General features: G+C 59.6%; 17 protein-coding genes. 14 read left to right on the forward strand and 3 right to left on the reverse strand.

The window, feature by feature from the left end; all coding sequences use genetic code 11:
- Window positions 1-84 precede the first annotated feature (84 nt).
- The 3 genes from WFP06_RS10175 to WFP06_RS10185 all read left to right on the forward strand — a co-directional run bounded on the left by WFP06_RS10175 (window position 85) and on the right by WFP06_RS10185 (window position 4,977).
- On the forward strand, window positions 85-1,296 hold the full coding sequence (locus WFP06_RS10175) for an acetyl-CoA acetyltransferase (RefSeq protein ID WP_336987056.1): 1,212 nt from the start codon (window positions 85-87) through the stop codon (window positions 1,294-1,296).
- Between the two features lie 3 nt (window positions 1,297-1,299).
- On the forward strand, window positions 1,300-1,632 hold the full coding sequence (locus WFP06_RS10180) for a hypothetical protein (RefSeq protein ID WP_336987057.1): 333 nt from the start codon (window positions 1,300-1,302) through the stop codon (window positions 1,630-1,632).
- Between the two features lie 120 nt (window positions 1,633-1,752).
- Window positions 1,753-4,977: a bifunctional cytochrome P450/NADPH--P450 reductase gene (locus WFP06_RS10185; protein WP_336987058.1), complete on the forward strand. Its 3,225-nt coding sequence runs from the start codon at window positions 1,753-1,755 to the stop codon at window positions 4,975-4,977.
- A gap of 32 nt (window positions 4,978-5,009) precedes the next feature.
- On the opposite strand, the gene WFP06_RS10190 is transcribed toward WFP06_RS10185, so the two are convergent.
- Window positions 5,010-6,779 carry a winged helix-turn-helix domain-containing protein gene (locus WFP06_RS10190; protein ID WP_336987059.1) on the reverse strand — a complete coding sequence of 590 codons (1,770 nt, stop codon included), beginning with the start codon at window positions 6,777-6,779 and terminating at the stop codon, window positions 5,010-5,012.
- A gap of 258 nt (window positions 6,780-7,037) precedes the next feature.
- On the opposite strand from WFP06_RS10190, the gene WFP06_RS10195 reads away from it, so the two are divergent.
- From WFP06_RS10195 to WFP06_RS10205, 3 genes are all read left to right on the forward strand, one after another.
- Window positions 7,038-7,169, forward strand: a complete 132-nt coding sequence (locus WFP06_RS10195; RefSeq protein WP_336987060.1) for a hypothetical protein — start codon at window positions 7,038-7,040, stop codon at window positions 7,167-7,169.
- Window positions 7,162-7,554 carry a GFA family protein gene (locus tag WFP06_RS10200; protein ID WP_336987061.1) on the forward strand — a complete coding sequence of 131 codons (393 nt, stop codon included), beginning with the start codon at window positions 7,162-7,164 and terminating at the stop codon, window positions 7,552-7,554. Before WFP06_RS10195 ends, WFP06_RS10200 begins: the two co-directional genes overlap by 8 nt.
- 214 nt (window positions 7,555-7,768) lie before the next feature.
- The gene (locus tag WFP06_RS10205) at window positions 7,769-8,446 is read left to right on the forward strand and encodes a response regulator transcription factor (RefSeq protein WP_336987062.1); all 678 of its coding nucleotides are present in this window, start codon (window positions 7,769-7,771) and stop codon (window positions 8,444-8,446) included.
- A gap of 57 nt (window positions 8,447-8,503) precedes the next feature.
- Here the strand turns inward: WFP06_RS10205 and WFP06_RS10210 are convergent, their stop codons facing one another.
- Together WFP06_RS10210 and WFP06_RS10215 are read right to left on the reverse strand one after the other, a co-directional pair.
- Entirely contained in the window at window positions 8,504-11,227 is a 2,724-nt protein-coding gene (locus WFP06_RS10210) for a TonB-dependent receptor domain-containing protein (RefSeq protein WP_336987063.1), read from the reverse strand.
- 111 nt (window positions 11,228-11,338) lie between these two features.
- A complete protein-coding gene (locus tag WFP06_RS10215; RefSeq protein ID WP_336987064.1) occupies window positions 11,339-12,901 on the reverse strand; it encodes a hypothetical protein in 1,563 nt (520 codons plus the stop codon).
- Between the two features lie 302 nt (window positions 12,902-13,203).
- Here WFP06_RS10215 and WFP06_RS10220 point away from each other — a divergent pair, with 302 nt between their 5' ends.
- The 8 genes from WFP06_RS10220 to WFP06_RS10255 all read left to right on the forward strand — a co-directional run bounded on the left by WFP06_RS10220 (window position 13,204) and on the right by WFP06_RS10255 (window position 20,586).
- Entirely contained in the window at window positions 13,204-13,578 is a 375-nt protein-coding gene (locus tag WFP06_RS10220; protein ID WP_336987065.1) for a hypothetical protein, read from the forward strand.
- A gap of 220 nt (window positions 13,579-13,798) precedes the next feature.
- Window positions 13,799-14,452, forward strand: coding sequence for a lytic transglycosylase domain-containing protein (locus WFP06_RS10225; RefSeq protein ID WP_336987066.1), 654 nt, complete (start codon window positions 13,799-13,801; stop codon window positions 14,450-14,452).
- Between the two features lie 4 nt (window positions 14,453-14,456).
- A complete protein-coding gene (locus tag WFP06_RS10230; protein ID WP_336987067.1) occupies window positions 14,457-14,768 on the forward strand; it encodes a TrbC/VirB2 family protein in 312 nt (103 codons plus the stop codon).
- Between the two features lie 3 nt (window positions 14,769-14,771).
- Complete coding sequence (locus tag WFP06_RS10235) at window positions 14,772-15,056, forward strand: VirB3 family type IV secretion system protein (protein ID WP_336987068.1); 285 nt, start codon at window positions 14,772-14,774, stop codon at window positions 15,054-15,056.
- Window positions 15,057-15,096: 40 nt separating this feature from the next.
- Window positions 15,097-17,511 (forward strand): VirB4 family type IV secretion/conjugal transfer ATPase, encoded by a 2,415-nt coding sequence (locus WFP06_RS10240; RefSeq protein WP_336987069.1) that lies wholly within the window; start codon window positions 15,097-15,099, stop codon window positions 17,509-17,511.
- Window positions 17,508-18,677 (forward strand): type IV secretion system protein, encoded by a 1,170-nt coding sequence (locus WFP06_RS10245; protein ID WP_336987070.1) that lies wholly within the window; start codon window positions 17,508-17,510, stop codon window positions 18,675-18,677. Before WFP06_RS10240 ends, WFP06_RS10245 begins: the two co-directional genes overlap by 4 nt.
- The gene (locus WFP06_RS10250) at window positions 18,674-19,480 is read left to right on the forward strand and encodes a TrbG/VirB9 family P-type conjugative transfer protein (RefSeq protein WP_336987071.1); all 807 of its coding nucleotides are present in this window, start codon (window positions 18,674-18,676) and stop codon (window positions 19,478-19,480) included. Before WFP06_RS10245 ends, WFP06_RS10250 begins: the two co-directional genes overlap by 4 nt.
- Complete coding sequence (locus WFP06_RS10255) at window positions 19,480-20,586, forward strand: TrbI/VirB10 family protein (RefSeq protein WP_336987072.1); 1,107 nt, start codon at window positions 19,480-19,482, stop codon at window positions 20,584-20,586. The genes WFP06_RS10250 and WFP06_RS10255 overlap by 1 nt, the downstream gene beginning before the upstream one ends.
- The last annotated feature ends 10 nt before the right edge of the window (window positions 20,587-20,596 follow it).

Consider the following 20,596-nt stretch of genomic DNA (forward strand, 5'->3'; position numbering starts at 1 on the left):
TTCGCCGCACTAGCCATAGCCGCTATTTTGGCGCTCCGGCCTGCTGTTTGGCGAAAGCCGGGTGCAATCGCGCGCCGCGCAGCTATGGACGATCGTATGGACGATAACACTCCGGTCATCATTGGCGTAGGCCAATATTCAGAACGCATTGGCGAGAAAGCCTACCGCGCCCTTTCACCGATGGATCTGGCCGGGGAGGCCGCCCGCGCGGCGATTGCCGATTGTCAGGCGGTCGGCCGCGAGAGTTGTGCTGTGGCGGGTGCGATCGATACGGTAGCGGCGATCCGCCAATTCGAAATATCACACCCCGGCGCGCGGGCCCCGTTTGGCAGCTCCAGCAATCCGCCGCGGTCGATTGCACAGCGGGTGGGTGCCGATCCGCAGCGCGCAATCCTCGAAATTGTCGGCGGACAGGGGCCGCAGAAACTGGTGGGCGAATTGGCCGCACAGATCGCCGCGGGCGAAAGTTCGTGCTGCATGATCGCCGGTTCGGAAGCGATTTCGACCATGCTGACCTTGCTGAAAGTCGGCCGGCAGGCTGACTGGTCGGAAGCGCCCGAAGGACAACTGGAAGATCGCGGGTTCGGCGTGGCAGGTCTGGCCGAGAAATCCGCCACCGCAAACGGACTGGGATCGCCGCTGCCCGCTTACGCCTTGTTCGAAAATGCGCGCAGGGCAAGATTGGGCTTGCCGCGCGAGGCATACCGAGCCGCGATGGCCGAATTATTTGCTCCTTTCACACGGGTGGCAGCGGCCAATCCCCACGCCGCCGCGCGGGCAATCCGCAGCGCGGAAGATCTGGCACAGATTACGCCGCGTAACCGGATTGTGGCTGATCCGTTTCCGCGCATGATGGTTGCCCGCGATCAGGTGAACCAGGCGGCGGCCATCATCCTTTGTTCGGTGGGCAAGGCGCGCGAACTGGGCGTTCCGTCAGACCGCTGGGTGCATATTCACAGTGTCACGTCTGCAGCCGAGGCGCCGCTTCTGGCGCGCCCCGATCTGGGCCGCAGTCCCGCGTCGATTGCGGCGGTGCAACGCGCGCTGGCATTGGCCGGTGTGGCCATCGGCGATGTGGCCCTAATGGATTTCTACAGTTGTTTTCCGATTGCCGTGTTCAACCAGATCGACGCGCTGGGTATCGCGCCCGATGATCCGCGCGGATTGACATTGACCGGCGGCCTCCCGTTTTTCGGCGGCGCGGGAAACAATTATTCCGCGCACGCCATCGCCGAAGCGGTTGGACGGTTACGCCGCAACCGTAAGGCCTACGCGCTGATTGGCGCAAATGGCTGATATATGAGCAAATATTCGGCGGCAATTTATTCCTGCCGTCAGGCCGACTGGTCGCAGAGCCGCTGGCAAGAGCTACCCGGTCAAACCCGGCTGGTTGATGTGCTCGGTGCCTATTCGGGCGAGGCCATCGTCGAAACCTATACAATCCAGCCCGGCAATCAGGGCGCGGCAGCGTCGATTGTCGCCCGAACGCCCGGTGGCAGCAGACTGGCCGCCACAATCGATCCCTCCGACGATGAAACGCTGGCAGCCATGCACACCGCCGATCCGCTGGGCCGGACCATAAATGTGCGGCAGGCCGATGCGATGCGGAATTTTTTCGAGTTCAAAAACTGAACCGACCCGGGTTTGGCGGCGAGAGAACAGCCTGCGACCAGCGCGGATTCGGCTCCCGAAAGGTAAACCGCAACGCGGTGCTCTTTCCGGGCGCAGGATTGTCTGGCAAAAGCGATGCTTATGGTTTTAAAAACAACGCTCGCCCCGATACCGCAACCCCCGGGCAAGCCGCTGATCGGTAATGCCGTGACGGTGGATGCATCGCGCATGATCCAGTCGCTGATGGAACTGGCCGACGAATACGGGCCGATATTCAAGCTCGACATGATGGGAACGACCATAATCATGGTTTCGGGTGCGGATCTCGTGGCCGAGGTTTGCGACGAAAAACGCTTTGACAAGACCGTGCGCGGGCCGCTCAAACGGCTTCGGCTGATTGCCGGTGACGGCCTGTTTACGGGCGACACACAGGATCCCAATTGGGCCAAGGCACATAATATACTGCTGCCGTCGTTCAGCCAGAAGGCGATGGGCGGTTATCTGCCGATGATGATCGACATCGCCAGTCAGCTGATGCTGAAATGGGAGAGATTGAACTCGGACGATGTGATCGATGCGCCCAAGGACATGATCCGGCTGACGTTGGACACTATCGGCGTCTGCGGTTTTGGTTACCGCTTCAATTCGTTTTACCGTGATGATTTCCACCCCTTTATCGAAGCGCTCAACCGGACGCTTGGCACTACACTGAAAATGCGCGGGATACCGGGCGAAAAGTTGTTCAAGGGGGAACAGATCAAACAGCTGCACCAGGATGCGGCCTACATGAATAATCTGGTGGACGAGATTATTCGCGAACGGCGCGGCAATGGCAGCAACGGGCAGGATGATCTGCTGGATTTCATGCTGTCGGGCCGTGACGCGGTGACGGGGGAGCGGCTGTCGGACGAGAACATCCGCTACCAGATCAACACATTCCTGATCGCGGGCCACGAAACCACATCGGGGCTGCTGTCCTTCACACTGTATTACCTGCTCAAGAACCGCGACGTGATGGCGCGCGCCTATGCCGAAGTGGATGCCGTGCTTGGCCGCAACATCGACCAGCGCCCCACTCTCTCGCAAATTGGTAGACTGCCCTATATCCGCGCGATCCTGTCGGAGGCGCTGCGGCTGTGGCCCACCGCGCCCGCACTGGGGCTGGCACCATTCGAAGACGAAGTTATTGGCGGCAAATATCTCATCCCCAAAGGGACGTTTACAACTGTTCTGATACCATCGCTGCACCGCGACACTTCGGTCTGGGGGGACAACCCCGACCGCTTCGACCCCGCTCACTTCGAAGCCGAAGCGGAGGCGGCGCGTGATCCCGCTGCTTACAAGCCGTTTGGCAACGGCCAGCGCGCTTGCATCGGCAGACAGTTCGCGCTGCAGGAATCGATATTGGTGCTGGGAATGATCCTGCAGCGCTTCGATCTGTTTGATCATACCGGGTACCGCCTCGACATCAAGGAAACGCTATCGATCAAACCCGACGAGTTTTTCATCAAGGTCCGGCTGCGTGATGATGTCGAGCGGGGCGGCACAAATGTAACCCCCGCTGCAGCGGCCACCGAGACTGCGGTACCAGCTCCGGTGCCCGGCCATGGCACCCCGCTGCTGGTCCTGTATGGATCTAATCTGGGTTCGAGCGAGAGTTTTGCGCGCGAACTGGCTCAAAGGGCTGAATTCAGCGGCTTCGACGTCACGCTGGCTGAACTTGATAGCCATGTCGGAAAGCTGCCCACCAAAGGCGCGATTGCGATCGCCTGTTCGTCTTATAACGGAATGCCGCCGGACAATGCGGCAAAATTTACCGACTGGATCGAACAGACCGGGACTGCGGAGCCCAAACTGGATGGCGCGGCCTATTTCGTACTTGGCTGCGGCAACAGTGATTGGGCTGCGACGTTCCAGGTGGTGCCGCGTAAAATCGATACGCGGCTTGCGCAGCTGGGTGCGCGCCGGATCGCGGAAACCCGCGAACTGGATGCACGCGGAGATATCGATACCCGGTTTCACGACTGGCTTGATGCAATCATCCCGCAGATGGGCGCCGAATTCGGGATCGACCTTGCCGGCGACAACGATGCCATCGCCCAGCCGCTCTATTCGGTTGAAATAACGCAAAGTGTCACCGCGAATCCGGTCGCCGACAGGATTGGCGCGCACGAAGTCGAAGTGATCAGCAATACCGAGCTCAAGGATATCAGCCAGGACGAGGGCCGTTCGACCAGCCACATCGAAGTCGCACTCCCGCAAGGGGTAAACTATACCCCCGGTGACCACCTTTGTGTGGTGCCCGTCAATGATGAAGCCGTTGTCAGCCGGCTGCTCAAACGGTTCAAACTTGATCATGACACCTATGTCCGGATCGAATCTCGCAGTGAAATGCGCGGCCCCTTTCCCAGCGGCAGTACTTTTTCGGTTCGCCATCTGGCCCGAAGTGCAGGCGAACTGCAGGCGGTCGCCACGCGGCGCGATATTGCGACGCTTGCCCGCTATACTCAGTGTCCCAACTCGCGCGCCGCGCTGGAAGCTCTGGCGCGGCCAGCCGGTGCGGATGGTGCGGATGATATGGATCGGTACACCGCCGAAATCTGGGAGAAGCGCAAATCGGTGCTGGATATTCTGGAGGGGTACCCCGCTTGCGAACTGCCGCTGGCGGTTTTCCTCGAGCTTATCCCGTTTCTGAGCCCGCGCTATTATTCGATCTCGTCTGCTCCGGGCGATGATCCGCGTCGCTGCTCGATTACTGTCGGTGTGGTCAGCGGTCCGGCACTATCAGGCAATGGTACATTCAACGGGACTTGTTCAGCCTATCTTGCCGGCCTGAAACCCGGCGACAGATTTCAGGCCGCTGTACGCGAGCCTACGGGCAATTTCCGGCTGCCGGATGATCCTGGCGTACCGATAATCATGTTCGGCCCGGGCACAGGTATCGCGCCTTTCCGCGGCTTCCTTCAGCAGCGCGACTATCTTCAGAAAAATGGCCGGACGCTTGGCGAAGCCATGCTGTTTTTCGGCTGCCGTCACCCGGAACACGACTATCTCTACCGCGACGAAATCGCCGATTACGAACAGCGCGGCATCGTATCGGTCCAAGCAGCTTTCTCGCGGCACGATGGAACTCGCACATATGTCCAGGATCTGGCGGCACAGAATGCAGACAAGGTCTGGTCGCTTATCGAAGCGGGCGCGCGAATCTATGTCTGCGGTGACGGAGCGCGGATGGAACCCGGTGTACGCAGCACCCTCGCGTCGATTTACGCAGAAAAATCAGGTTGCAGCGGCCAGGCTGCAGCGAACTGGATAGAGACGATGATCGAAGACGAACGTTATGTGCTGGACGTCTGGGTAGGTTAGCCCGCCCGCGGGGCAAAATGTGTAAAAAGTTGTTACCGGGTGCCCGCAGGGCCTGATTTGTCAGCCAGACAGGAACGGACGGACTTGTCAGCTTCCGCCCGGCTCATTCCGGGCGGGCCGGGGTAGCCGACTTTTGCCATCAGCAGCTCATATGTTTCCAGTGTGAATGTGGGATCGATCCGTCTGGCTCTTGCCGCGGCGTCGGTTGCGCGCGCAACATCGCCCAGCAGGCAGGAATAATGGACGTATGAATAATAGGGGCCGGGATAATTCGGGTTGCGGTCAATGGCATCCTGCGCGGCGTCGCGGGCCAACAGATTCTCACCCACCGAGCCGTAACAGCCCGCTCTGAACCATGGCCAAATGGCGTATCGGGGGTGGCGAGGCGCGCGCGCCTCTGCCTGTGTTATCAGGCGAAACCCGGCGTCGAAGTCGCCGCCATAACATTGCTGGCTGCCCAGGATGACGGCGGCGTGCGGTTCATTGGGATCGATGGACAGGGATTCTTCCAACAACCGCACAGCGCCGTCGCGGTCGCCCTGAACATATAAACGGACCAGCGCCGTCGCAGTCATGACTTCGGGGTTACGCGGTGCTTTTGCACGCATTTCGTCCAGCATTCCTAGCGCAGCGGGAACATCGCGGGCGGGATTGTCGGAATACCCGCTGATCACATTCTGGGCCAATTGCGTCGCCAGTATCGCCTGGGCCGAATAATTTTCGGGGTCGATGGAAAGCGCGCGCTTGGCATCGTCAATGGTCAGCATCGCGGCTTCTCGTCCGTAGGCATAGCGCCGCGACTGGGCGCTTTGCACCAGTTCGTAAACCGAGAGATTAAATTCGTCCTTGCTCCTGATAGCTTCCATTTCGGACGCATGAATTTCCGACGAAACCGATGTAGCAACCGCCTGAACCACATCCTCCTGAAGAGCGAAGAAATTTGCCAGTGGCTGCGAAAACCGTTTCGACCACACCTGCCTGCGCGAGACCGCATCGCTCAAGTCCACCCTTAAAACCAGATTGCTGCCTTGCCTGGTCAGCGAACCCGATACGATATAGCGAACATCCAGCACTTCTGCCGCTGCGGGCCCGCTGTTGTCTTTCCCCGCAAACGTTCTGGCCGAACTATAGGGTGCGACGCGGACATCGGGCACCCGCGACAAAAGCGATGTGAGATCGCGCGTCATCCCGTCGGCCAGAAAGGCCTGCCGGTCATTCTCGGTCAGGTTTTCAAACGGAAGCACCGCAAGACTGATTTCCAGATCATCTGCGCCACCTGCTCGCTCCGCTTTCCATAACCCGCTCCACCATGCCGCAGCGGCCAAAACCATGAGAACAGCGAATCCCGCGGCCAGCCACAATGTGCGGCGGCTTGGGGAAAGTAACGGCACAGACGCGGCCTCCGCCGGACTGCCGTCAGCGGCGCGCGGTTTGCCGCCTGCAGGAAGCGAGCGGACCTCGCCGTCAAGCCGGTATCCCAGCGTTGGCACAGTTACGATAACCGCAGCACGCGCGTGATCGCTCGCGAACGATTTGCGCAAAAGGGAAACAAGCCGGCTCAAACCCTCGTCGCTTCCCTGGCCGGGCGGCCACAGCGCGTCACACAGTTCTGCCCGCCCCCATAATTTCCCTGGGCGCTGCATCAGGATAACAAGCAACGCCATCACCTTGGGCTCGAGAAGCGAGCGCCCCTGCTCGCTGGAAAGGCACAACGCTGACGGATCGACTGTTACGCCGGCGACCGAAGATATGCCCTGTGTGTCACCTGCCAGCTTGTTGCCCGCCGGCTCGTTGCCCGCCACCTGTGGTCGCCCCTGATACTATCCCTGAAAAATACCTTAAGCGAAGGCGGCGGCTTGCGCGAGTGAAACTTTGGCTCGTCTTTTGACTGATATTTGCATTATATTTCAACGCTTAAGGAAATCCTAAGCCATAATTCAGCTAATAATCAGGACCAACGCGTCGCTGCGGTCCATCAGCTGCGGTCTATCCGGACACTGGCCGCGCATCGCGCTTGCAAGGCGCTTTGGTCGGGCAGCAGACAGGGGATTTTCGTGATCATGCCCGATAACCAAGTGTCCCGCCGCCGGTCCGCACCCGGTACTGCCGCAACCGCCGGCCTCGCCTTTGCACGCTCGCAGATCTTCACGACCTGCAAGACCCGCGACACACATGGAACCGATCATGACTGACATTCACAAGGGCCGCTGCCAATGCGGTAACACTGCCCTGCAGTTTTCCGGCGAGCCCGAGCTGACTTTTTATTGTCATTGCAAAGATTGCCAGCTGACGACCGGCAGCCCGTTTTCGGTGGAACTGATGGTCCCCGCCGCCGGCTTTTCAGCCAAGGGCCATCTTTCTACCTATACTGTTATCGGTGATTCCGGGCGTGCCGTTCACCGGCGCAGCTGCGCAAAATGCGGTTCGGGACTGTTTCTGGAATGCGATGCCGATCCCGGTTACGTGTTTGTCAAACCAGGCGCGCTGGACCATGCCTCTGTTGTCGAGCCGCAAATTCACATCTTCGTCGGCGGCAGACAGACCGGACTCGATATGGCTGACGATTTGCTGCAATAGGCAGCATTGCCTTACGGCGGAATGAAATTGCATCGGATCCGCCGTCAGTTCCGGGCCGGCTGGCGGTAGTAGAAAGCCGGTAAAGGCGGACGGCAGGATAATTTTTCCGCAAGAACCGACCAATTGATCAAAATTCCGCATTTTACCGCCAATTCCGTAATATCTGCGTCACATGAAGGTTGCATCACAAGCTCCGAAACGGGGCTTAAGGGCTATGCAGGTGGTAAACATCCTAACGACAAGTGCAGTGGGCGAAAGCAACCTGGACTTTGTTCATGATGACAAGAAATTTACCTTCGACAGAATTCGCGGCGACGCGCCGATAAGACTGACCGACGGGCCGGTCTGGGCATTTGTCGACTGGCTGATGCCGGATCTTTCAGGGCTCGAAATGTGCCGGCGGCTGCGCGCCGACCCGCGCACGGCCGATGCCCATGTTACAATGGTTCTCGAGCGTGACGACGTACAGGATCGCCGCCGTGCGCTAAGCGCGGGTGCGGATGATTACATGGTCGGTCCCGTTGATCGCACGGCAGTGCTCGACAGGGTGATGGCCTTGCTGGCGACCAGCCGGCGCCATTCGCTGAAGCAACTGGTGGTTGGCCCATTGGTAATCGATATGGAGGCACTGATAGCCCGCTGGGACGGTGTGCCGATCGCACTTCAACCAGGTGGCTTCCGGTTACTGAGGTTTCTGGCGGAAAACCCCAACCGGCTTCTGTCCCGGCAGGACGTGATCGAAGCAATATCGAGCAAGGAACAAAAAATCGACGAACGCAGCGTCGATGTCTGGATCGGGCGACTTCGCAAGGCGCTGAAAAAGGCGGGTGCAGGCAATCCTGTCAGGACGGTGCGCTGGCACGGCTATGTGTTCGACGCGCCGAACGCCTGACTGTCCGCAATTCCTGACACAATAAAGGGCAGCCATAAGCTGCCCTTTTTCGTGTCGTCAGAACTCGGCCGAAACCCCGAGCGAGAACGATGTGCCCAGATCATAGCTGTTGATTTCGATCCGGTTGGTACCGTTCGTCTGGTATTCCTGAAAGCTGCGTCCGAAAATATTGCGGACTTCGCCCTTGATTTCGAAATCCTGCCCGAACACCGTCGCCAACTGGCGTACAACGAAATCGACTTTCAAACCGGGATATTCGACAATATCGGGCAACGCATTGGTGCCGCGGCTTGTAACCCGTTCGCTGCCGTATGAGACAAGCAAGGTGAATTGCTGCAGGCGGTCCAGATCCTCCAGACCAAGCTGGACGTTTACAAGATGGTCGGACTGACCTGTCAGCGCTCCGCCATCGCGGAAAAAGTCTGACGCAGGTCGCGTGCCGCCCGGGAAAACGCTTGTCGTGTCACCATCGGCAACTTTTATTTCGGACCGGGTATAAGTGTAATTGGCACTGAACACGGCTTGTTTGGATTCGAACCAGCTGCCCAGATCATACAGGTCATAATTGTACTGGATATCGGCTTCGACACCGTAAAGCGTTGCTGACGGCGCATTAGCGAAGCTGGTTACCTGTTCATTGTCGGAGAAGCTGGAATAGGCTTCGATCGGGTTCGTGATGTCCTTGTAGAAACCAGCAACCGCAATACGCTTGCCGCGGTCGAAATAGTATTCGGCCTTGACCTCGGCATTGATCAGTTCGCTATCGACCAGAAACGGGTTGCCATTGAACTGGCGGTTGGTGTCCGGATCATAATAGGTCTGAAAAACCAGTTCGCGAAATTGCGGCCGGGCAATGGTTTTTGACGCTGCAAGCCGCAGCTGCAAACTTTCCGTCGCTTCGAAGGTCAGCGTTCCTGCGGGCAGAAAATAATCATTCGACAGCGCCGTATTATTGCCCGAATCGATGGCGACCGCGAAAACATTCACCGGATCAACCGTTTGGTCCGCGGTTTCGTACCGCACTCCGATATCCAGCGTGACGCGATCGACCGGGGTAATCTGCAGCTTGCCGTAGCCCGCATGGATTTCCAATCCGGCCTCGAATGCCGGGTCGGACTGCGTGGTCTCGATCAAACCGACGTCATAAAAATCGATAACCGCGTCACCAAGCAGGTAATCGGGGCGAAAAGCGCCCACCCCGTCGGGAAAATCGCTGCTGGCGTCGAACAGAAACTCGCGCCGTTCAGAATATCGGTCAGTCTTGGTATATGCATAACCGGCGGTCGCGCTCAGCCAGGTGGTGAGCGGATAATTGACGTCGAACCCGGTGTAGTAAAGTTCTTCCTGCAATTGAGAGAAAGTAACCGAGGCGTTGCCGCGTTGCCGGTCGAGCACATTGACGAACAGCTGGCCAAAGGGATCATTGGCTTCGTTGGTGCGGACATATTCGAAAGAATATTCAAACGGTGCCTCACGCTGCGTTTGCGCGTATCCGGCGCGCACATCCACGCCAAGATCGCCAAACTCCATCTCGCCGACAAATTGCGTATCCAGCAATTCGCGTTCGAACCAGCCGGTGTTCTGGATCTGCTTGGAAAAACCCGACTGGAAATCGTCTCCGAATGACAGTTGCGCCTGCTTCAGGGTGTCGCGGATATACAGATTGGTCCAGCGGAACTGGTGTTCGCCTATCTCCAGACCAAAACCAATCAGGCCGTTCACGACAATCCGGTTGTCGGTCGTGAAATCACGAAAATCCGAATCGAGATCGAGATCGGCGTTGACTGCGCTCTGATTGGTAATGACGCGGTTGCGCCATTTGTTGCTGATCGATGCAGTCGCAATCACTCCAAGGCGGCCATCGGAAAAGGCATCGAAGGATGTTCCACCAGTAATCGAGCCCGAAAAATTCGCCGGAATCCCGCCCAGGTTCTGCGTCAGAACAAGGTTTGGATTGCCCAGCTCCCGGCCGATCGCCTGCTGGTCCACCCCAAGGTCGGACAAGCGCGCCCCGCTGTCGAAAAATTGCTGCAGCGCACGGGGCACGTCGCGCGTACCGTCATCAAAACCGGTCCAGTCAATATCAGACCCGTAATAGGCATAACCTTCCATGCCCGTAGTCTGGCTGTCGCCGCTGATGCTGCCGCCGATTTTCAGAAAACTTTCTTCCGGTACCGCGCGGGTCGTCAGATTGATGACACCGCCGCCAAATTCGCCCGGAAAATTTGCCGAATAGGTTTTTTGCACCAGACTGGAGGCGACGATATTGGTCGGGAAAATATCAAGCGGAACGACCCGGCTCAGCGGCTGCGGGCTCGGCAGCGGCAATCCGTTGAGCAAGGCCAGCGAATAACGGTCGCCAAGGCCGCGCACATAAACCAGCCCGTTTCCGCCGGTTGAAAGGCCGGTTACCCGGCTCAGCGCGCCGGCAATATCACCTTCGCCTGTGCGGGCGATATCAGCGGCTGAAAGGACCGAAACCACCTGCGTCGAACTGCGTGTGACATCACGGTCGCGGCGGCCGGTGACGACAATTTCGCCGCCCCCGCCAGGGATCGATACATCCGCTTCCTGCGGGTCCTCCTCCGTTTGGTCCTGTGCGCTATCCTGCGGCTGCTGGTCGCCATCGGCGATGGTTTCGCGTTCATCCACAGCCGGAAGGTCGCCGGCGTCCTGTGCGAAAGCCGCCGCCGGCAGCGTCAAGGCTGTAGAAAGCAGCAGGATAGCCAAGAGCCGGATCCCTGCGGTCGGCGTGCGGGCGGGATAGATGCCAAGAGACATTTGGAAGACCCCTTCGTAAATCAGGTCTGTAATTGCTACCGGTTCGAAAACTCCGGCGAAAAGATGAAGGGATGCGTCCGCCGCAGCGCACGCATCCCTCCAAGGCGCTGCTTAATAGACCGGGAGGGTCGCGCAGTTGCCGGTGTTGCTACCAAAGGACGCTGCGGATGAGTTGCAGGTCCAACCCTGGTACCAGGTGTCCGCAGCTCCATTCACCGCACCGACATAAGCGGCGTTGTCGAAGAAGGTTGACGCACCGGTCGGATTGAACGCGGTCAGCCCGGATTCGTTGGCTCCGTTTATGAACAACATCGCGAGCGTGTTGATGAAGGTTCCGTTGTTGTTGGTCCCGCCGTTAAACAGGGTTTGAGCCTGGGCAGCCGAAGCGCCGCCGCTGCTGCCATCGCGGAAGTTGGTCGTGCAGTTCAGCGCGGTGGAGTTGAAGCGCGGCGGACCGGCTTCGTCAGCACCGGCATTGGCGGCAGCAATCGTTGCTGCATCGTCGATGCGGATGCAGGGAACGCCGCTATCGGCAACCACTACGGTGTTGAACAAGGCATAGTCAGTCCCGCCGCGAAGCCGGATGGCTTGCGGGGAACTGGCATTGCGGTGCTGGAATACGGCGTTTGAGATTTGCGTATTCTGGCGCGGCGTTTGCGCTTCCAGACCATTGCTGGAATCCGCCTCGATAATGGTGTCACCGGCGCCGGCGCGCTGGATGGCGATGACATATTGCAGATTGGCTTTCACGCCTGTGTCCGTGTCGAGCGAATCGTCTTCAGCGCCCACGACGATCAAGTTTTTGACATTTACCCGGCCACCAAAGAATTCGACGCCGTCATCCGAGCTGTTGTAGCTCATGATGTGGTCAATCCTTGTGCCCGAGCCGCTGCCGCCGGTCGTGAGAGACTGAAGCTCGCTATCACCTGACAGAACGAAACCGGAGTAGCGGATTTGCACATATCGCAACGTGCCCGAGCTGTCGCCAGGGGTTGCGCCGCCGAACAGGGCCGGCTGCGCCGCACCTTCGACCTGGCGTTCGCAGCCCGTCGTGCCCGGTGTCGCGCCCGGTGCGATACAATCGGTTACCGGAGCACGGCCCGCCAATACGACGCCGCCCCACTGACCCGACGATGTTTCGGAATTGAGGCCGAGCACATTGTCGCGGCTGGTGAAGATGATTGGCCGGGTTGCTGTCCCGGCTGCGTTTATCCTGTTGCCGCGGTTGACCATCAGGAACGATGATCCGCTGGCGTAAACGATAGCGCCCGGCTCGATCGAGAGCGTCACGTTGGTGTCAGCCGCGCTTGCAGTTGGCCCGCCGTCCGTTCCCACGTCCACACGTCCGGGCATCCGGTACACGAGGCCCCTGATATAAGGGAGCGTGGAGGATGAGTTGAAGCGCGAAGGCATGGCGCAGATGCGATAGGTGCCGGTGGGCCCGCTGATCGTGCCTTCGTCTGTCAGGCCTTGTGGATCGCTGATCGTCGGGCAGCCGCTTGCCGCCGTAACTGTGGCCGTCGGCGTCGGTGTTGGTGTGGCCGGCGGCGTGGGTGACGGATTGTTGATGGTAATATTGCCGCCGGTACCGGGGGACGAAATTTCATCGGGGCCGCAGGCGGTAAGTGCCAGCATACTGCAACCAAGAATAAGCGAACGGGTGAAATGTGTCATGGCGGACGGCCCCTCAATAAAACCGGAGAATCAGAGTGCGAAACGGTTTCGCTGAGGAAGCAATTAGGGGCGGTCTATGACAGTTTCTTTTCAAAAAATGCTTTTTTTAACCGTCGCTTATGTGTGCCTTATATGACCAATATGACAACAGTTGCGAGTAGTCGCAGGATTCCAGCGGTTTACTCTGTGGACCGCTACGATAGCGGTATATTACAGTTTAATGACAATGTTACAATTTTATTGCAGTTCTGGTTTGCAGGTTCATAATCCATCCTATCGAACACTGTCTTGGGAGAGACGATATGACGCTCATAACTGTCCTTGCAGCAGCAATGCTTGCTCAGGCTGCCCCCTCTGCGGCGGACCAGGTCGATGTGGCTTATGTTCAGCTGGCAGCCGATCAGAACGCTATTGCGCTGGAACATCTGGAAGCGCGGGTTGCCAATCAGCCGGCCGATCCCGCAGCGCTAATCAATCTGGGTATTGCTTATGCGCGTGATGGACGAACCGCCCAGGCCAGGCAGATGTTTCTGGCAGCACTGACAAGCAGCGAACGGTTCCAGCTGGAAACTGCCGCCGGAAACTGGGTCGACTCGCGGTGGCTCGCGCGTAACGCGATTGCCATGCTGGATACGCAGGCAAACGGTTCCGGTCCGCAATTTGCCAGCGCAAAATAGGGTATCCATCCGGCATTTGCGGACAGCAGGCTGGACGAGAATCAAGGGCCTGCACTGGTTCCTTATAGAACCAAGTTCCGTTATCGAATGTCGTGGATTGCCCTGAACCCGGGCCGTAACTGCGGCGTTTGACCGGCTGCGCAGTTCTTACCGGAAAAATGACCTGCCTGTCACAGGATTGTCATCTCGCGGTTTCATCTAGCTCCAAACGGAGGGTTAGATGTTTACGCGCGTTACGATTCGGCAGCAAATTTTGGTGGCGACAGCTCTGGCCGCACCCTTCTGCTTGCCCGGCGTCGCCATTGCCGATGTCTTGGAAATTGATGACGGCGCCTATTCATGGATCGCCGGCGGACCAGTTTCCCCACTGTCCGGTGCTTTGGAAACCACAACGGGCGAGCCGAACCTCACCTTCTTTGCCGAAGGCGAAATGCCCGTCGTTCCCGATCACGCGGTCGCTTATCCGCAAGTCGCGGCTGCCAACCTTCCCGCCGCCTATTCTGCCAAAGTTCATGAACTGTCCGCGCGATTCGATCTCAGCCCTTCGCTGATCGAAGCCCTGGTTTGGCAGGAGAGCCGCTGGCGCGCGAATGCGGTGTCGCCGGTGGGTGCACGCGGGCTTGCCCAACTGATGCCGGGCACTGCACGGGAGCTGGGCGTGAACCCTGATGATCCCTTCGCCAATCTCGAGGGCGGCGCGCGGTATTTACGCCAGCAGATCGACCGCTTCGACGGCGATCTGGAACGCGCCCTCGCGGCCTATAATGCCGGGCCAGGACGCGTAATCCGCGCCGGCGGCGTGCCCGAAATTCGTGAAACCAAAAACTATGTTGCGGCCATTATGGGCCGCCTGTCCGATCATTCCCGGAGATGACTTGATGAGTTCGTCCACTCGCCTCGCTGTGCTGACCGCAATTGTATCAGCCCTGTCGCCAACCGCTGTGCTGGCGCAATCTGCCGATCCGCAAGGCTCCGGCCCGATCGTATCCGCACTTGCCTGGATGCAGGGAACGCTGCTGGGCAATGTTGCCACTGCCGTCGCGGTTATGGCGGTGGCTGCTGTCGGCTTCATGATGCTCACCGGGCGGATGAACTGGCGCTTCGGCGCAACGGTCATCATCGGCTGTTTCATCCTGTTTGGCGCTGCATCGATCGTGTCGGGCATCCAGTCCGCAGCGGCGGTAGGTTGAACTGTGACTGCGCTGATCCGCCACCCCGTCCACCGCGCGCTTACCAGGCCGCAGATGTTTGGTGGCGTCACTTATAATTTCTTCATTATCAATGCCGCTGTCACGACCGAATTGTTCCTGATCACCGGCAGCTTTCTCGCGCTGCCTGCTGCACTGGTCATTCATGGCATCGGATATTTCGCCTGTCTGCGCGAACCGCGCATTTTCGACTTGTGGCTTACGAAAGTCAGCCGCTGCCCGAGAGTAAAAAACTGGAAGCGCTGGGGTTGCAATTCCTACGCCCCCTGAACCGGCTTCCGAGCCCTTGGCCTGAGGAGGGCCGCGCGACGTGAACAAATGGATTGGAGCAGCCGGGTGGAGCGCGAAGGAAGCCGCTGCCGGCGACCGCTTGCCTTACGCCGAACTGCTCGACGATCACTGTCTCGCGCTGCGGGACGGTTCGCTCATGATGGCGTTGCAAGTGCCCGGACTGTTGTTCGAAACCGAAGATTCCGAAGCGCTCAATGCGCATGCCGCAACCCGCGAAATCATGCTGCGGTCTGCACTGGACGCGCGTTTCGTGCTGTACCATCATGTCATCCGGCGGAAGGTCGAAGCCACTTTGGACGCCGAGTTCAGCGATCCGCTGTCGGCACATATCGATAATCGGTGGCGCGAACGGCTGGGCTCAGGGTCCTTGTTTATCAACGACCAGTTTATCACGCTGATCAGGCGCCCCGCACGCGGCAAGGCCGGTTTTGCGGAACGGGCAGCCAAATTGTGGCGCAAGAACGGTAAGGGCGAAACCGAGACGGACCCGCGGGACCTGCGCGCGTTACGCGCGGCCGCCAGCGGGCTGGTCGCTTCGCTGGGCGCTTACGGCGCACGCTTGCTTGGCGAGTATCCGGCAAGCGGCGACAAGACGAATTCGGAAATTCTCGAACTGCTTTCGGCACTGTATAATGGGGAAATGCGCCCGGTCCGCTGTCCGGCGGAAGAAACAGACATCGGTCATATGCTGCCATATCGCCGCGTCAGCTTCGGCCTTGATGCGATGGAAACCCGCGGAGCAAGCGGGGCGGAATTTTCGTCGATTTTGTCGTTGAAGGAATATCCAGACGCCACATCGCCGGGCCTGCTGGACGGTCTGCTGCGGTTGCCCTGCGAAATGATCGTGTCCGAAAGCTATGCTCCGGCAGAACGCCAGACAGCGCGCGAGAAGATGGATCTGGCGATCAGGCGTCTGCGTTCTGCCGATGAAGATGCGGCAGCGGAACGTGCCGATATGCTGGCTGCGCGCGACGAACTGGGTGCAGGCTCTGCCACTTTTGGCGATCATCATCTGACCATTCAGGTTCGCTCGCACACGCTTGACGGTCTTGACGACATGACTGCCGCCGCTGCTGCAGCCCTGGCCGATAGCGGCGCGATTGCAGTTCGCGAAGACACCAATCTCGAGCCCGCGTTCTGGGGCCAGTTTCCCGGCAACGAAGTCTATCTGGTCCGCCGCGCAATGATATCCAGCGCCAATATGGCAAGTTTCGGTTCGCTGCACGGCTTCGCGCTGGGCCAGGCCGAAAACAATCATTGGGGCGATGCTGTAACCTTGCTGGAAACCACCAGCGCCACGCCGTTTTTCTTCAATTTCCATCACGGCGACCTAGGAAATTTCAGTGTCATCGGCCCCAGCGGTTCGGGCAAGACCGTGGTGATGAACTTCCTCGCGGCGCAGGCGCAGAAGTTCAATCCGCGGACCATTCTGTTCGACAAGGACCGCGGCGCCGAAGTGTTCGTGCGCGGAATTGGTGGGCGATACGACAGGATCAGCGCGGGCGAGCCGACCGGGTTCAATCCGCTTGCCTTGCCCGACACGCCAACAAACCGCGCCTTTCTGCGCGATTGGCTAGGCGTTCTGCTGAAGGCCGAAGGTCCTGAAGAGTTGGCGTTGCTGGCCGAGGCGGTGGATGCAGCCTATGCCAATGACGCCGGCTTGCGGCGCCTGCGGCATTTCCGCGAGTTGCTGTCGGGTGCACGCCGTCCGGCGCCGGGCGATCTTGCTGACCGCCTGACCCCGTGGATTGACGGGGGTGAGCATGACTGGCTGTTCGACAATGAACATGACCGGCTGGATCTGCGCAACCGCGTTCTCGGCTTCGACATGACCGCGCTGCTTGATAATCCGCGCCTGCGTACACCCACCATGATGTATCTGTTCCACCGGATCGAGGAGCGGCTTGACGGTGAACCGTCGATGATCCTGATCGACGAGGGGTGGAAGGCGCTGGATGACGAAGTTTTTGCCGCGCGTATCCGTGACTGGCTTAAAACCTTGCGGAAACGCAACGCACTGGTTGGATTTGCCACGCAAAGCGCGCGCGATGCGCTCGATAGCAAGATTGCTACCGCGCTGGTCGAACAGACCGCGACGATGGTGTTCATGCCCAATTCGCGTGCGCGGGCAGAGGATTATTGTGACGGCTTTGGCCTAACCGCGCACGAACTCGCTCTTATCCGTTCGCTGCCCGCGCATAGCCGGTGCTTTCTGGTCAGGCAGCCCGATGCCAGCGTTGTCGTGCGGCTTGACCTGTCGAGCGCGCCCGAAGTGCTGACTGTGCTGTCCGGCCGCGAAAGCTCGGTCCGCAGCCTTGACCGGATCCGCGCTTCTGTCGGGGATGATCCGGCCGACTGGTATCCGCTGCTCACAGGTCATGACTGGCCTGGCGAGCGTATGACCGATGATTATCCGTTGGCGGCTGCAGAATGAATCCGTCCTGCAACAATTCGCTGGAGGGCCTGGGCTCGGGCATTGCAGCCAGCCTGCGGGCCGTGGACTGTCTTGCCGCCGAAACAACGCAATCCGCATTTGGCCGTCTGTTCGGCAGCGAAGGCGCGCTTGCACCTGCGCTTACCATCCTGCTGACGCTGTTTATCGCCTTTTTCGCTTTTGCGTTGATTACCGGGCGCAGCCGTATCGGAATTGCCTCACTGACACCGCGAATGGTCACGCTGGGACTGGTGCTGACCTTTGCAACCAGCTGGGCCGCGTATCAAAGCGTGGTGTGGAACCTGGCCACTGCGGCACCCGATCAGATCGCGACGATCATGGCGGGCACCCAACGCTCCGCGACGATCTTGTTTGCGGAAAATATCGACATTGCTTTTGCTGCAATCGAACAGACCACAGCGGGCATCAATTCCGCCGAAATCACGGCGTTCTCGCCCCCCGGCTTGTTGTGGCTTGGGGCGATCCTGTTTTTGTTGGGGACCGTCGGTGTTCTGGTCACCACGCGGATCGCGCTGGCCGTGCTGATTGCTGTGGGGCCGGTGTTCGTGGTGATGGCGCTGTTCCCTGCGACGCGCGGATTGTTCGTGGGCTGGCTGAAAGGCGTGGTGATGCTTGCCATTACGCCGCTGTTTGCAGTTCTGGCAGGCGGCGTGATGCTGGAAGCCGCGGTACCTGTGCTGCGGATACTGGTGCAGACGCCCGGCCAGATTGATGCCCGCGCCGCTATGGCATTTTTTCTGATTGGTGCGGTGCATGTCGCACTGATGGCGCTGATCCTTAAAGTAGCCGGTACCATGGTCGCGGGCTGGACCGTTTTCGGTTTCGCCAAAAGCAGCAGCGAGCGCGATGATCGCCCTGCTGCGGTGATCGTCAACACTGCGGCCGCCCCGCAGTCCGGCGGCATGGCACCCGCGACCATTCTGCCGCCAAATCGCCAGATCACTGTCCCTGCGATGGCGCGGTTGCAACCCGCGAATGACAGCGGCCCTGCCGCCCGCAGCGCGGGTGGCAGCCGTATCGTCAGCATCGAAGGCGCGCGCCCGACAAGAGCGGCAGGCGAAGCGATGGCAACCAAATCACGCGCACAAGGGATCGGTAGCCGCTTTCGCGCTGCACCCGCGCGATCAACGGAGAAACTGAAATGATGCGCGCCGCAATTCTCGCGCCCGCTCTGGCTTTGGCACCCATGATGCCCATGCAGGCCCACGCGCAGGACGCGCGGCTGATCGAACGGATGTACGATCCGGGCGCCGTCGTGCTGATCGAAGGAAAAACCACCGTTCAGGCGACGATCCAGTTTGACGAGGACGAGCGCATCGAGAACGTCGCGATCGGCGATTCGCAAAGCTGGCAGGTCACTCCCAATAAACGGGCCAACCTGCTATTCGTCAAACCGCTCGCGCAGCGTGCTTCGACCAATATGACAGTGGTGACAGACAAACATACCTATCTGTTCGATCTGGTCGCAAACCCCAGAGCAAGGCCGCTTTACGTGCTGCGTTTTTCCTACCCGCCAGAGCCGGAGCAAGATGAACCCGCAATGGCGGAGGCGCCGAGCGCACTTGAAATCGCAGCAGCAAGCGATCCTTACGCCGTGAGCGATCCGGCCGCACTCAATTTTGCCTGGGTTGGTGACGCCGAAAAAAAAGCCGATCGCCGCTTGCTGCCGGACCGGACTTATGATGATGGCCAATCGACGTATCTGGCCTGGCCGGGCGGCAAGGCAATACCCGCCATCCTGATCAAGAATGAAGAAGGGACCGAAGGCCCAGTCAATTTCACCGTTCGCGGTGAGACAATCATTATCGACGGCGTCCCGCGCGAGATATTTCTGCGGTCCGGCGACCATTCAGCAGTGCTGGTCAATCGCGGGCCGCCGCGCGCAACACGCCAATCCGGCGATGCTTCCCTTGCGGGGCTGGTTAACACGGCAGCGGAGAAGAATTGATGCGCATTGCCAATAAACTTTCGAACACCGGCATGGCGGAAGCTGCCAACGACGTCGATCCGCGCGAAGGTGAAAGTGCGGAAATCATCGACCTGGCGAGCCGCAATTCCTTTCCCGCCGTCACCCAGCGGAAAGGCAAATCGGACGGGCTTGGCCTCGCCGCCGGCGTCGCAGTGGTCGGCCTGCTTGGCGCGGTCACGCTGTGGAGCCTGAATGCGACCCGCACCGCACCGCCCGAAAGCATCGGTAATCCGGAAATTACAGCCCCGCCGCCAGCGGTTGTAGCTGCACCGCCCGCAGAAGCCGGCGCGGTGCCCGCCCCGGCCATCGCGCCGCGTGCCGACCCCGCACCATCGCCCGTGCTGGCGGCCCCGCCGCAGACAAATTATGCTCCGATGACGAACCCCTATGCATCACCCACAATCGTGTTTGATTCGGGCGCATCGGCCGCGCCGTTCACGGGCGCATCGGCGGTTCCGTCCGGGCCCGGACCCGACAGCAGCAACGGCACCGATTTCGCCAGCCGCATCGGCGGTGTTGGAGGGGGTCCGGCTCAGGCAGCGCGAACGGTCGATCCCAGAACGACGGTAACACAAGGCACTTTGATCCCGGCAATTCTCGAAACTGCTATCAATACGGATGTACCGGGCTATGTCCGCGCCGTCGTAAGCCAGGATGTCCGCAGCTTTGACGGCGTGCGTATTCTGGTCCCGCGCAGTTCGCGGCTGATCGGCCAGTATCAAAGCGGGCTGCAAGCGGGCCAGAAGCGCGCCTATGTCATCTGGACGCGCGTCATTCGTCCCGACGGCGTGTCGGTCGATCTTGCATCACCCGCAACGGGCTTTGATGGAACCGCAGGCCTGCCGGGCAAAGTGAACAACCATTTCTTCAAACGGTTTGGTTCCGCCATGCTGTTATCGGTTGTCGGGGGACTTTCGACAATTGCCAGCGGCGGCGCTTCGGTGGTCGTAGGGGGCGGCAGCAGCGCAGCGGCAGCAGCGGTCACCGATGGTGGCAAGATCGGTCCCACCGTTCGCGTACGCCAGGGCGAACCGATCCGCGTGTTTACCGCACGCGATCTCGATTTCTCGCAAGTCAGTTCATGATCGACGCCCG

Origin of the sequence: Altererythrobacter aquiaggeris (genome assembly GCF_037154015.1) — a bacterium.
In the GTDB taxonomy this organism is placed as follows: Bacteria; Pseudomonadota; Alphaproteobacteria; order Sphingomonadales; family Sphingomonadaceae; genus Aestuarierythrobacter; species Aestuarierythrobacter aquiaggeris.